This window comes from Pediococcus acidilactici, from assembly GCF_016127815.1.
In the GTDB taxonomy this organism is placed as follows: Bacteria; Bacillota; Bacilli; order Lactobacillales; family Lactobacillaceae; genus Pediococcus; species Pediococcus acidilactici.
In genome coordinates, this window is record NZ_CP066046.1 from 264,621 (window position 1) to 277,443 (window position 12,823).

12 protein-coding genes are annotated in these 12,823 nt (G+C 41.5%); 7 read left to right on the plus strand and 5 right to left on the minus strand.

The window, feature by feature from the left end; all coding sequences use genetic code 11:
• Positions 1–11: 11 nt before the first annotated feature.
• Positions 12–1,388 carry an APC family permease gene (locus I6H64_RS01360; protein WP_036685173.1) on the plus strand — a complete coding sequence of 459 codons (1,377 nt, stop codon included), beginning with the start codon at positions 12–14 and terminating at the stop codon, positions 1,386–1,388.
• Positions 1,389–1,575: 187 nt separating this feature from the next.
• Here the strand turns inward: I6H64_RS01360 and I6H64_RS01365 are convergent, their stop codons facing one another.
• Positions 1,576–2,412: a hypothetical protein gene (locus I6H64_RS01365; protein ID WP_232623513.1), complete on the minus strand. Its 837-nt coding sequence runs from the start codon at positions 2,410–2,412 to the stop codon at positions 1,576–1,578.
• 105 nt (positions 2,413–2,517) lie between these two features.
• The gene (locus tag I6H64_RS01370) at positions 2,518–3,069 is read right to left on the minus strand and encodes a hypothetical protein (RefSeq protein ID WP_008841077.1); all 552 of its coding nucleotides are present in this window, start codon (positions 3,067–3,069) and stop codon (positions 2,518–2,520) included.
• A gap of 400 nt (positions 3,070–3,469) precedes the next feature.
• Here I6H64_RS01370 and I6H64_RS01375 point away from each other — a divergent pair, with 400 nt between their 5' ends.
• Entirely contained in the window at positions 3,470–4,771 is a 1,302-nt protein-coding gene (locus tag I6H64_RS01375; protein WP_008841078.1) for a Y-family DNA polymerase, read from the plus strand.
• Positions 4,772–4,801: 30 nt separating this feature from the next.
• Positions 4,802–5,005, plus strand: a complete 204-nt coding sequence (locus tag I6H64_RS01380) for a hypothetical protein (protein WP_005918882.1) — start codon at positions 4,802–4,804, stop codon at positions 5,003–5,005.
• Positions 5,006–5,569: 564 nt separating this feature from the next.
• On the opposite strand, the gene I6H64_RS01385 is transcribed toward I6H64_RS01380, so the two are convergent.
• Positions 5,570–5,791, minus strand: a complete 222-nt coding sequence (locus I6H64_RS01385; protein ID WP_002832230.1) for a helix-turn-helix domain-containing protein — start codon at positions 5,789–5,791, stop codon at positions 5,570–5,572.
• Between the two features lie 143 nt (positions 5,792–5,934).
• Between I6H64_RS01385 and I6H64_RS01390 the strand changes: the two genes are divergently transcribed.
• Positions 5,935–6,192, plus strand: a complete 258-nt coding sequence (locus I6H64_RS01390) for a helix-turn-helix domain-containing protein (protein ID WP_005918884.1) — start codon at positions 5,935–5,937, stop codon at positions 6,190–6,192.
• 265 nt (positions 6,193–6,457) lie between these two features.
• Here the strand turns inward: I6H64_RS01390 and I6H64_RS01395 are convergent, their stop codons facing one another.
• Complete coding sequence (locus I6H64_RS01395) at positions 6,458–7,576, minus strand: DUF4767 domain-containing protein (RefSeq protein ID WP_008841081.1); 1,119 nt, start codon at positions 7,574–7,576, stop codon at positions 6,458–6,460.
• A 46-nt stretch (positions 7,577–7,622) separates the two neighbouring features.
• Complete coding sequence (locus I6H64_RS01400) at positions 7,623–10,472, minus strand: DEAD/DEAH box helicase (RefSeq protein ID WP_008841082.1); 2,850 nt, start codon at positions 10,470–10,472, stop codon at positions 7,623–7,625.
• A 396-nt stretch (positions 10,473–10,868) separates the two neighbouring features.
• On the opposite strand from I6H64_RS01400, the gene I6H64_RS01405 reads away from it, so the two are divergent.
• The 3 genes from I6H64_RS01405 to I6H64_RS01415 all read left to right on the plus strand — a co-directional run bounded on the left by I6H64_RS01405 (position 10,869) and on the right by I6H64_RS01415 (position 12,813).
• Complete coding sequence (locus tag I6H64_RS01405; protein WP_008841083.1) at positions 10,869–11,477, plus strand: ECF transporter S component; 609 nt, start codon at positions 10,869–10,871, stop codon at positions 11,475–11,477.
• 100 nt (positions 11,478–11,577) lie between these two features.
• Positions 11,578–12,219 carry a glycoside hydrolase family 73 protein gene (locus tag I6H64_RS01410; protein WP_002832222.1) on the plus strand — a complete coding sequence of 214 codons (642 nt, stop codon included), beginning with the start codon at positions 11,578–11,580 and terminating at the stop codon, positions 12,217–12,219.
• A gap of 21 nt (positions 12,220–12,240) precedes the next feature.
• Positions 12,241–12,813, plus strand: coding sequence for a xanthine phosphoribosyltransferase (locus tag I6H64_RS01415; protein WP_002832221.1), 573 nt, complete (start codon positions 12,241–12,243; stop codon positions 12,811–12,813).
• Positions 12,814–12,823: the final 10 nt, after the last annotated feature.

Sequence of the window (12,823 nt, forward strand, 5' to 3'; positions counted from 1 at the left end):
TGATGATCCTGATGAAAAATAAGATTAATTTAGACCTTATTTTCAAAAATGCTGCTAAAAGCGAAGAGGAACGAACTTTAAGTTTGTTTGATTTATCAATTTTGGGGATCGGCGCGATTATTGGAACCGGAATTTTGGTTCTGACTGGAATTGTGGCGGCCACCACTGCCGGGCCAGCGGTAGTTTTTTCCTTTTTGATTGCTGCATTGGCAAGTGGCTTAATTGGGTTATGCTACTCTGAATTGGCAACGGCAATCCCTAATTCTGGTAGCGCTTACGTATATGCCTGGGTTACCATTGGACAGCTAGTTGGTTTTTTAGCGGGTTGGACTCTATTGGGCGTGTACATGACTACGGCAGCGACGGTTGCCAACGGATGGACCGGCTACGTTCGCTCGTTCTTACACGAATTAGGAGTTAACCTACCGCACCAACTGTTGGTAGCGCCGTCCATGGGCGGTTGGATGAATTTACCAGCCTTTTTGATGATCCTTTTAATCACCTTCGTTTTAACGAAGGGAACGGGAGAAAGTAAGTGGATAAATAACGCGCTGGTTTTAGTGAAGTTGACGATCATTTTGTTATTTATCGTGGTGAGCGTCCCCAATGTCAAGACGGGTAATTGGAGTTCCTTTAACCCGTATGGAATTAAGGGGATTGTCACGGGGGCTTCGACCGTTTTCTTCACGTTTCTTGGATTTGACGCGCTAGCAACTTCGGCTGAAGACGCTAAAAATGTGCGTCATAACCTCCCGCGCGCGATTATCATCTCGTTAGTGGTAACCACCTCGCTTTACATTGTGGTCAGCATTGTAATGACCGGGGTGGTGGCTTATCCACACCTAAACGTTTCGGAAGCAATGGCGTATGTTTTATTGAGCAAGGGGCATGATTTAGCGGCGCAAGTGGTTTCCGCAGGAGCTATTTTGGGGATTATGGCGGTAGTTTACGCGTTTATTTACGCTAACTCCAACGTCATGAAGGCGATGAGCCGGGGCGGATTCTTACCCCAAAACTGGGCAAAGCTAAACCCCAAAACGCAAAGTCCTAACTTAACATTGTGGATTAGTGGATGTTTTGCGGCGTTGCTAGCCGGCTTTTTCGATTTACGAAATCTAGCGTTGATTGCTAACGTGGGCTCGTTATCGGTATTTTTCTTAATTTCCTTAATCGTGATTTTATTACGTCGGCAGTATCCGGATTTGCCACGACCTTTTAGAATCCCGTTTGGGAACGTAATCCCAATAGCTGCGATGTTAATTTGCGCGCTTTTATTGGCTAATATTACTTTTTCGGCATGGGAGTTTTATTTAGGATGGCTCGTGGTAGGATTTGCCCTGTACGAACTATATTCTAAAAACCACATTATTGAACGGACCGATATCTGATTGATCAGATGATAACGTTGATCAATCATAGGAATGAAGGAGCTAGGAACTAAGTAAGTTCCTGGCTTTTTAATTCCCAAGGATTTAAAAAGCGTGGATAAATAGTAGTTAAACCATTTACCCACACCCTTGTTTGTGTGACTTCAGTAATTATCTTTAATTGACATTGTTTTTCATACGTTCTCAATTACCATTCTGTCGCATTGTAATTGAGAACGGGCGCTTTGCTATTATATTCTATGAAGCCATTTGATGAACTAGTTTTTACGCCGATATGGTCTTTAGAATAGTAATGCAAATAAAAAGTATCGGTCTCGTGTGACAGGGGTACTTCAACTTTTAAAACATAATCGTTGTTGCCAAGTGGCTTACAAGACAAAACGGTGTACTTGGTTAGGTCGGCATAGGTTGTTCCTAGAGTGATAGAATGAGGCCTGCCGTGAAAAAGTTGCGCATATTCATAACGCTTACCGTCTGAATTAGTGAAAATTTTGTCGCTTTTCTTCCATTTGCCAATGAATTTAGTAGGGACTTGGTTGGTTTGGAAAGCAGATGATTTCGAAACTGTGTTGGAAGCGGACTTATTGGAAGAAGCACGGGTTATCGTTTGATATTCTGGCAAATTAACGTCATGAAGCTGAGTAAATTTTCCTCCGTCCAGAGTGCCAAATTTAGCATGAATTTGAACTTGATTAGTTCCAGTCATGGTTAAGGTAAAATAGTTGATTCCCTTAGCACCAGCGTAAGTGGAAATCACTAATTTTTGAGGTTGGTTACTAACAAGCTGAGGTGAGTCTGCAAGTAAGTCTTTATAGACACTTCGCCGTAAAATTTGCATACCTTCGTCGAAAGTTAGCGGCTTCCCAGTTGTGGGTGCGTTAGTAGAATGTTGTTTACTGCTATTAGCGGCTGGTGTCGTAGTGCGATGATTCTTGGATACTTTTTTGCTAGAGTGACTTGCGTTACCTGTACTGGTTGACGAATGGGAAGGCGCCGTACAAGCGGTTAATAGTAATGCACTCATAATAGTTATTAATAGCATGGACGTGTTTTTTGTCATAAAAATCACCTTTGATTTAGAATTTCACAAAAATTAATTGAATAACCATTAATAGAGGTTAGAACTTAATTATCTGATACGTTCTAGTTGAACGGTAGCATGGGCTGTTTTGGTACTGATGTCATCGTATGCTGCAAGGTCATTTTCGTTGTTTTCTACAGCGCTATCATCTTCGTATTGATAAGTAATCTCGCCCTTAATGGTTTTTCCACCATTAGACGCTTTCAAATTTTTAAGTTTAGCGATTTCTCCGTTACTAGGGGTGTCGTCAGAGTATCCGGTATTTAAAGTAATGGCATCCTTATTTGCCGTGTAAGACGAAGAATCGTTTTCTTGCGCACTGGAAATCAGGCTATTTAAATCAGAAAAATCCTCATCCAAATTGCTTCCTTTTTTGTAAGTGTCTTTATTAAAAATCAAAACTCCCGCTTGTTTGACCGTATCTCCGGATTTGTCAGGGCCTTCGACCATTATTTTATATGTATGGTTCTTAATGAGGTGGTCAACTTGACTATTTTGATAATGAACGAATACCCCAACTCCCAGCAAGAGGATAATAATGCCAATACCTATTTTTTTGTTTTTAGAAATGAATGATAAAAATCCTTTTTTTGAGTCCATAACGGTGATTCTCCTCCTAAAAAATGTGTGTGGTAACTTAATTTGATACTTCGGTCTTGTAGATAGCTAGTTAATTATCTAAATGTGTATCTGCGTATCTGTGTATTTTTTGAACCTCCTTATGTTTAAATAGTGATATAAATAGTTACACTTATGATCACTTTCGAACCTTGTTTTTGGCTATTGTAATGGAATTATCTCATTAAAAAAAGCCGTTTTCAATAATTGATAATTTTTGGTGACTTATTTTATTAATTGCTGATATGTTTTTATATTAATTAAAGGAGGTGGATCGATATAACGGCAAAAAATATTTTGAGGGCTAAGTATTTCTTGACCAATACGAACATTTGTTCGATAATGGTGATGAATAAGTTAGTTTAAAGGTGGCAATTAGCAGATGGATTATCGAAAGGAACCCCGGGGCGTGTTTTTTCTGATTGATAATAAATCCTTTTACGCCAGCGTGGAAGCAGTCCAGCGGGGACTTAACCCACTAGAGGCGGTGATGGTGGTAATGTCGGAACAAGCTAATACTAACGGGGGATTGATTTTGGCAACTTCACCAATGGCTAAGCAGATGTTTAATTTGCATGCAAACGTCTCCCGACAACGGGACTTACCCAATACGAACCAGCTTTGGGTGGTCCCGCCGCGAATGAATTTGTACATACAGAAAAACTTACAAATTAACAATATTTTTCGGCAATTTGTCGCTGATGAAGATTTGCTGCCATATTCAATTGATGAATCAATTTTAGACGTCACCCATTCTTGGCAATTATTTGGGCAAACTCCACGAGAAGTTGCCCAAAAAATCCAACGCACCGTTCGTGAGCAACTGGGGCTCTACACTACGATTGGAATAGGGGATAACCCGGTGCAAGCAAAGTTAGCGCTTGATCTTTACGCGAAAAAAAGTCCCGCGCTAATTGGCGAGATTCATTATGAAAGCGTGGCCCAAAAAATTTGGCCAATTACTAACTTAACTGAAGTTTGGGGAATCGGTAAACGCACTGAACGGCGGTTGAATCGGTTAGGAATCAATACAATGGAAGAACTTGCTCACGCCAATCCCTTTAAGTTAAAAGAAGCGTTGGGAATTATCGGCTGGCAACTTTACGCAACCGCGTGGGGGATTGACCGTAGTAAATTACAACAGCCGATCCAGCCTAAGGATAGTAGTGTGGGAAATTCGCAGGTTTTACCGCGCGATTATTGTCAACAGTTAGAAATTGAGACGGTAATCAAGGAAATTGGAGAACAGGTAGCAGCCCGGTTACGCCATCGCCAAAAGCAGACCCGGTGCCTCTCATTAGGGATTGGTTTTTCCTATGCGGCAAGCGTTGAGGATGGACGGGGCGGCTTTCACGTGGCCCAAAAAATTACGCCTACTAACGAAAACTTTGCGCTTACGCATGTCCTGATTCAGCTTTTTCGAGAAAATTGGCAAGGCGAAGCGGTACGAAATATTGCCGTTTATGCAAGTAAATTAGCTCCCGCAACTGGCCAGCAACTAGATTTATTTCACCCAGCTACCCAGCAGATTAAGCATTACGATATCGAAAAAGCCGTGGACAAAATTCGCCAACAGTATGGTTTTAAAGCGCTAGTATATGCACGAAGTAAAACTCCAGGCGCTACGGCGATTAACCGCGCCGGCTTGGTAGGAGGCCATAATGGCGGAAACGCGTACGAATAGTTTAATTACGATTCTTTAGGAGAAATTACAATGCGATACGATCGATTTACGGAAACGGATGTACAAGAATTTTTTGATTATTATTATGTTGACCGAGGCATCATTAAATGGCAGGGATACTATTTATCCGACCATTTAAGTGCGTTGAAAAGGGATGCTGAACAGCGAACGGCAAAACTACAATGGGATGAAAACCACCATGGGACCGGAGCAGAGCCAGGGAAAGGGTCATAAAAAAAGAACGTCCCGAGGAGGACGTTCAGCGGTTAGAAAGAAAAGATAACTCGATATATTTTTTGAGTGCGGAGAAGCATTAAAAAATACAAGCGAATTCGCAACTTTATGTTGCAACATTATAATAAGACAAATTGAGATTAAGTGCGTCTCAATTTTTTAGTTTTTGAGCTAAAATTACCAAAAACATGATAATGATATAAGGAATAACTTTTATTTAAGATATATCATTTTCGAGCGGAGATAAATGGGATTCTGAAACGAATATTTGTAAGGCATAATAAATTAAAACCAATATGTAACAACGTTATTAAAAATTTAAACTTTATTTGGCAAAAATAAAACCGCAATGAGTCTGCACGACTACATTACGGATGGAAACATTGCAGTAGTAGTAGAAGTTTATCTTCACGTTGGCTGACATGAATCGCGGCATATGGGGAATACCTAACTTCGGACAAGACTACTGCAATGATGTTTAAAATATAATTGCTAAATTTATAGTTAGTTATCAATAAGGATAATGCAACTAATTGATAGTGAACTGATATTTAATCGATTAACTCAGACATCCTTAAAAAAGATTTCTAAAGGTACGTTAAAATGCTCATGAATCAATTTGACTTCAGAGAGCTTAAATTCACTTGCGCCGTTTAACTTACGGTTCAGGGTGGTCCGGCCAATGCCTAAAAAATTTGCGACCGTTTCCTGTTTAATTTGATTTTCTTTTAGATAAGCTAAGACGCCGCGAAAATCCCGGTAGTTATCACACAAAAAAATCACCATCCAATTAGTTCGATTTTTTGTTCCTTTTAAAGATTCCTCTTGTGGGATTATAACCCTAAAAGGGTCTCCTTATCAATGCTTTGTACTCTATTCGGTATAAATGTACTAGAATTAATACATCTAGTAGTAAGGAGGATATACCTTTGATTTTTGGAACTATACTGAAAAATGCACGAAAGCAACGAAATCTGTCACAAATTAAGTTGATTCGTAGTATTCATGATGAATATGGCATTGACATATCAACTAGTATGCTTTCTCGTTATGAAGATGAATTAACTCCAATACCGAAGCGGATGTCAATCGAAGCGCTATTTGCATTGGCAGTTTATTTAGACTTGGATTTAAATGAATTAGCACGTGAAGAAATTAAACAAATCAGCAGTAAAAAACACCATTAACAGAGCTAGGACAACCTCCTGATTTGTTAATGGTGAATTAGTATAGAGGGTAATGATATATCGGGTAGTTTACGAGTGCTAACTGAAAACTAGTAATTAGGGCTGAATTCAGCATAATTACTGTTCCGGGTAAGCAGGATAAAATAATTTTTAACGTACCTTTTGAACCTAATTTTAAAATCAACAAATTTAAAATGCTTTTCGAGAATTTTTAAGTTCTTGAAAAGCATTTTTTAGTCTATTTTTGTTATGAAGGCGTAGGGGTTTAATTATCGCGATCAGTTGAGTAATGCTCGTCTTGGTGTTGTTTAGCGAGGTCCACGCTACGGTAATAGTGCGCAGTCAGCCACATGCCGGCCCCGCCAGCTTGAGTAAGGACGGTGAACGGCTGTCCGCCATCTTTTTCGGTACTAGTATAAAAGTACGTGCCGTCTCCAGCACCTTGATACCAGCCGCGGACGTTGACTACTTGCGAAACTTTGCTAGGGTCGTCAAATAAACTTCCAGAAGGGCTGTTTAACCCTCCGGCACCCCAATCGGTTTTAGCAGGATCGGGTTTTCCGCCGCCATTCAATACTTTCATGTCGGCTGCGGTACGGGAAGCTCCGTCGTAGGTCGGGGTTTTCACGCCGTCCGTATTAAGGAGGTTACCAGTAACAACTAATTTTTCTATTTTGCCATCGTCATCAGCGGAATACCAAGTTCCCTGCATCCATTGTGGAAAAACAAACTTAACGTAATGGTGCGTAGGAGCTACCGCTTTTTTAGAAGATGAGGACTTATTTGGCAACGCTACTTGCTGGCCTGCAACAATCTTAGCGAATCCTTGCCTAAGCGTCTGATTCTCAGTAGTGGTGAAGTGGGTAAGGTTGTCTGGCATTCCCTGGTTTTGGGAAGTGTGGTACACGACGGGTTTGCCATCTTTAATGGCGAACAGGTAAACGTGACCGCCTAAGGTACCTTGTCCAGGATCTTCATATACTGCTACGACGTTAACGCGATAATGTCCCTTCCCAGTGGGTGCCCATCCGGCGGAAAGCTTTTGATCATCAAAAGCAGTGCGTTGCTGTTTGAGATCGTCAGGGTAATGCAATCCGGCGTAAGTGGTGTTATGCCCGGGAGTACAAACAGTATAACTTTGATCCATCGTTTGACCGAAGGATTCCATAAAGCTGCTAAGTTGTTCAGCTTTCCGTTGATCCCACAGCGCGCTTGGGGTTGCTTTGTGGGTGGTTGAGCGTGCTTGACTCGATTTAGTGAGGTCCGTTGCGGTATTTTGGTGCACGGACGATGATGAAGAATTAGAATTTCCGCAGGCGGTTAGTAATAAGGCTCCCATTCCAATACTAGCTAACCAGCCGAAAGTTCGTTTTAAATTCTGCAAAATTACTCCTCCAAACTGAATAATTGTTTACAGTTTATAGTGTACCTTAATTAATGAGGTTTAGATACAGTTGATAGTCTACCGGGGTCCGCAATTGTAAGTTAGCTTTAACAATTGGCTTTTCGTGTCCATTGATTATCCGGGTCTGTTGTTCTAAAGACTGAAAATCAAAATCTACCAGGCCAAGATAGTAGAAATCCGCACCTTCGTCCTCACTTTTCTTCACGAAGAGGGGAAAAGCGATGGTTTGTTGCCGATTTCCCTTAAGAAGGTGGACCACTTCTTTAGAATCTAACTTACGAGGCGTTTTGGTGAACCAGCTTAACGTCTGGGTATCGTAGAAAACGTTTTGGTGGCGAGCAGCAACCGGAGACTGGGGCCGTTTTTGGTAGATGACAAAAAGCGGACAACTTCCTTGATTAGCTTTGTAGCCGTAAATCGCGGAAGATTGGTCTTTAGGCCAGCCCAATAAGCGGTTGACGTGTCGACGGGTGTAACGTTGGTTGCGGGTGAACTTCGTTTGTTGGTCGTATCGTTTGCTATTCCACATGCCAACTTGTAAGACATCGTCAACCAAGTCTTTAAAGTACGGATTTTGCTGGTATTGTGCCCAGAGCTCATCGTTAAGCTGATAGTAACCATCTTGCAGAGTAACCCAAGCTGTTTGCCCGTATTTAACTTGATCACGAGGCTGAAAATAACTTAAATCGAGATGGTTGTTTACCGACTGCAAAGTTGCTGGATCAGTATAAGTTCCCAGTTCATGAAGTTGGCTGACCAACGCTTGCTTAGCGTACCGGGGCTGTTTAAACAACTGTTGAAGCAAAACTAGTTCATGAATGCGCATGCCGTTTAAAAATTCTCGTGAAATTAGGCGTAAAAAGGCGTCTGCTGACTTAGTAAGGGGCTGTTCGTCATGCATTTTAATCAAAAACTGCTGATAGTTTTCGTACTTGTCGACTAAAACTTGACCATCTACCGAGCCGAATTTTTGAAAATCAGCCAATCGAGGTACACGTCCCAATTTGTTTTTCAATGCTTGATAGGCCTCGCGTAAGGTTGCCAACAGGGTGAGATTACTATGGTTGATCGACTGATAGATCCGTTCCTTAGCAATTCGACTAAAGTTAATGGAAGACAACCCGATGGTTTGGTTGGTGGCAATTTGTTGCCGAAGCCGATTTTTATTCAGGGATTGGTCACCAGTTAACGCAATTGGGATTAAGTAGTTGTTTTTGTAATTACCAATAAAGTCAATAATCGTTACAAAAGATTTTCCCGGAGCTTTTCTTAAGCCACGCCCGAGTTGTTGAATGAAGATGATGCTGGATTCGGTGTTGCGTAGCATAATCACTTGGTTAACCTTCGGAATGTCGACCCCTTCATTAAAAATGTCGACGGTAACTAAATATTCTAATTCACCCTTTTCAAATCGCCGAATGATTTTTTCACGCTCACTCACCGAGGTGTTTCCTGTCAAAGCAAGGGCGGGGTGCCCCTTTGCCGTCATGATTTGAGCGACCTCCGCGGCTTCAGCTTGGCGACTACAAAAAATTAAGCCATAAACTCGTTCTCCATCGTGACCATAGTAATCAATTTGTTCAGCCACGTAGTTCATCCGTTCTTGAGCGAGTAAATGGCGTAACGGAGTTTTCTCGTCAATTAACTGGCCCTGATATTCGTAATCGGTAATTCCTACGTAATGAAATTGACTGAGCATGTCGGATTCAATGGCCGCTTGTAAGCGAATTTCATAGGCAATGTGGTAATCGAAAAGCTCGTAAATGTTAAAATCATCCGTTCGTTCCGGCGTGGCGGTCATCCCTAAAAGAAACTCGGGCTGGAAATGGTCGATCACCCGTTGGTAAGTGGGCGCACCGGCTTTATGCGCTTCGTCGATTAAAACGTAGTCAAACGTGTCTGCGGGCAAAGACTGTAAAACTGACTCACGTGACAAGGTTTGAATGGTAGCAAAAAGATATTTACAGTCGGTATCGTGCTGATTTCCGGAAAGAATTCCGTAATCACTTGCCGGACCGCCAAGTACTTTTCGAAAACTACGTAAGGATTTACGTAGAATTTGTTCGCGATGAACAACAAATAAGAATTTGCGCGGGTTAAAATTCCGTACATCAAAAGCACCTAAGTAGGTTTTACCAGTTCCGGTAGCCGAAACGATAAGGCCACGCTTTGCCCCGGATTGCCGCAATTCGGTTAGTGAGGCGAGGGCATCCTTTTGCATGGTGTTGGGGGTTATCGTTGTCGCAATTAACGTTGGTAATTTAGTTGAGCCAAAACGAGGAGCGGCCTGGCGATAGGCTTCTTTATATTGGTCGAGCCAAGTTTTATTAAGCGGCTGGGCCGTTTGCCAGAGTTGCTCAATTTCACGATTAATGGTGCGAGCTAGCTGTCCATGACGCTGGGCAGTTAGTTTAATGTTCCATTCGTAGTTTTGGATTAAGGCCGCTTCGGTTAAATTAGCACTTCCAAGGATGAAAGTCTGGTACCCCTCAGGTTTATCAAAGAGGTAGGCTTTTGCATGAAAGTTTTGTTGCTGATCAATGATTCGAACTTCCACGTTAGGAATTTTAAGCAGCTCTTCAAAAACGTGCGGCTGGTTAAAATACAAATAAGTAGAAGTTAAAATTCGTCCGGTAATATTTTGGCTTGCCAAATCAGCAAATTGCACCTTTAAATCGGTAAGAACCCCGTTCGTGATGAAAGCCACCGCCAGGGTGAAACCAGTACAATTTTGCAATTCCTGTTCTAAATGAAGTTTAAGGTTGACCGTAGCCTGATTAGTAATTAATTGGGGAAGGTACTCATTGTCAGCCGGTAGCTGATAATTACTCAGCGCAGCTAAAATCGAATTATTAAAGTTGGGTTCAAGATTCATAAGAGCTCCTTAAATACGTAATTTATCAATGTTACATGTATTTTAACGCGGTTTAGGCAGAAGTAGCGTTAAATTTAATTTAAATCACTTTCGGGGGGAGTAATTGAGACTGTCAATAGCGTTCTGTAACCTAATTAGCAAGCTTTTATTGTGGAGATTTGTTAGGTAGATGGTTAAGATGTAGTTCTACCTTCCAGCCTTGTTAACTAAACGGGACTTTGCTACGAAGCCAAAACGCGCCCCATCCTCCAGTTCGTTGCGGTTAACCCAATTTTACGGTAAATTTAAAAAGCTAAATTCACCGTAAAATTACGTTAATCCTCACAAACTACCCAGAGGATGGTGCGCTCTCATGCTATAATATATCCAATCTTTTTTCAGCGAGGGGTTTACACCATGCAACAGGCAAATCATGCACGAAAAATCAGTATCCTAGCTTTATTTGCAGCCATTATTATTATTCAAAATTACGTGCCCTTAATCGGCTACATTCCAGTTGGTCCATTAGAAATTACTACCATTCATATTACGGTTATCGTGGCGGCAATTCTTCTAGGCCCCGTTGACGGTGGAATTATCGGCGGAATTTGGGGCCTGGTGGATTGGCTTCGCGCAATTACCGTTACTTCTAGCGCGTTAGGCAACGTAGTAATGGTTAATCCGCTAATTTCAATCGTCCCCCGAATTCTAATCGGGGTTATTACCGGCTGGTTAGTTAATTGGCTGATAAAAACGCGGGTTCCACAGCAAGCGACGTTCTTAATTGGCGCAATCGTCGGTTCTTTAGTTAACACGGTGTTAGTATTGAGCCTGATTTACGTCTTCTACCATAACGGTTCCCAAGTATACACGGCGCTCAATTTAAAAGAACTGATGCCATATTTACTAACGGTCGCCGGGATGCACGGTATTCCCGAAGCAATTGCTGCTGGAATTATTGCGCCACTACTAGCTACGCCACTCTTGAAGTTTTCTAAAATCGGGCAGCAACGTTTTAAGCAGTAAAAAATTATTTTTTGTTTAATCTCGGGGAACCGGACTATTATTTTTAAGGTGCTTCGGTTAAACTAAGAATGTACACTAAAATGGAGGGTCTTGACCACCAGTGGCGAAGAAAAAACGTAGGCGAAAGAATAACTTTTTTTATCAGCAGGGACAGTTAAAAGTTTCGTCAATTATTGGGCTGCTTTTAGTGGTATGCTTGGTAGTTGAACTGGGAATGAAGCTCCGCACGGAAGCTACCCAGGTTACGGATAACTTGACCACCACCAGTGCCACCGCACAGCGTCACCAACAGTTTATAAAAACAATTGCGCCATATGCTCAGCAGATGCAGCGGCAATATGGTATTTTGCCGAGCATTACGATGGCTCAGGCAATTCTAGAATCAGACTGGGGACAAAGCACGTTGTCCAAAAAGTTTAATAATTACTACGGAATTAAAGGTGACTCCGATCAGAACAGTCGTTATTTTAAAACGCAGGAATTTGTAAACGGCAAATGGGTCACGGTGGCGGCCCGTTTTAAAGTCTATTCTTCGTGGCAAGAATCAATGCGTGATCATTCGTTACTACTGGTGAACGGGACTAATTGGAATCCTCGGCAATATCAAGCGGTAATTACAGCAAGTGATTATAAGCAAGCTGCCCAAGCGCTGTACGACGCTCAATACGCCACGGATCCGGATTATCCAGCCAAGTTAATTAACTTGATTCAAAAATATAATTTAAATCAATATGATAAATAATAATTCAGGGGGAGTTACGGGATGAAGTTACTTGAAGACAAGATTAGATCAGAAGGAATTGTTTTACCACACAATGTCTTAAAGGTTGATGGCTTCTTAAATCATCAAGTTGATCCACAATTAATGTTTGAAATTGGAAAAGAATTCGCGCGGTTGTTTAAGGACCAAAAGGTAACTAAAATCTTAACCGTAGAATCTTCAGGGATTGCTCCCGCAGTAATGACCGGATTGGCAATGGATGTTCCGGTAATTTTTGCGCGGAAGCACAAAAGTTTAACGTTGAAAGATGACTTATATACGGCGTCAGTTTATTCATATACCAAACAAACCAGCAATCAAATTTCGATTTCTAAACGGTTCATTGATTCTAACGATCGGGTACTAATTATTGACGACTTCTTAGCTAATGGACAAGCCGTGTCCGGTTTATTTGACATTGCGGACGCTGCTAAAATCGACGTGGTGGGCGTCGGAATCGTGATTGAAAAGACCTTCCAAAAGGGAAGTCAAATCATCAAGGATCGCAACGTGCAACTAGAGTCCTTAGCTAAAATTAAGGCGTTAACTGACGATGGTCAAGTTGAATTTGAGTAATTATAGATTG

Bases quoted from the DNA above. Each gene is read 5' to 3' on its own strand.
- I6H64_RS01400 (WP_008841082.1), bottom strand. From the start codon at position 10,472: ATGAATCTTGAACCCAACTTTAATAATTCGATTTTAGCTGCGCTGAGT.
- I6H64_RS01360 (WP_036685173.1), top strand. From the start codon at position 12: ATGAAAAATAAGATTAATTTAGACCTTATTTTCAAAAATGCTGCTAAA.
- I6H64_RS01405 (WP_008841083.1), top strand. From the start codon at position 10,869: ATGCAACAGGCAAATCATGCACGAAAAATCAGTATCCTAGCTTTATTT.
- I6H64_RS01380 (WP_005918882.1), top strand. From the start codon at position 4,802: ATGCGATACGATCGATTTACGGAAACGGATGTACAAGAATTTTTTGAT.
- I6H64_RS01365 (WP_232623513.1), bottom strand. From the start codon at position 2,412: ATGAGTGCATTACTATTAACCGCTTGTACGGCGCCTTCCCATTCGTCA.
- I6H64_RS01375 (WP_008841078.1), top strand. From the start codon at position 3,470: ATGGATTATCGAAAGGAACCCCGGGGCGTGTTTTTTCTGATTGATAAT.
- I6H64_RS01415 (WP_002832221.1), top strand. From the start codon at position 12,241: ATGAAGTTACTTGAAGACAAGATTAGATCAGAAGGAATTGTTTTACCA.
- I6H64_RS01385 (WP_002832230.1), bottom strand. From the start codon at position 5,791: ATGGTGATTTTTTTGTGTGATAACTACCGGGATTTTCGCGGCGTCTTA.
- I6H64_RS01370 (WP_008841077.1), bottom strand. From the start codon at position 3,069: ATGGACTCAAAAAAAGGATTTTTATCATTCATTTCTAAAAACAAAAAA.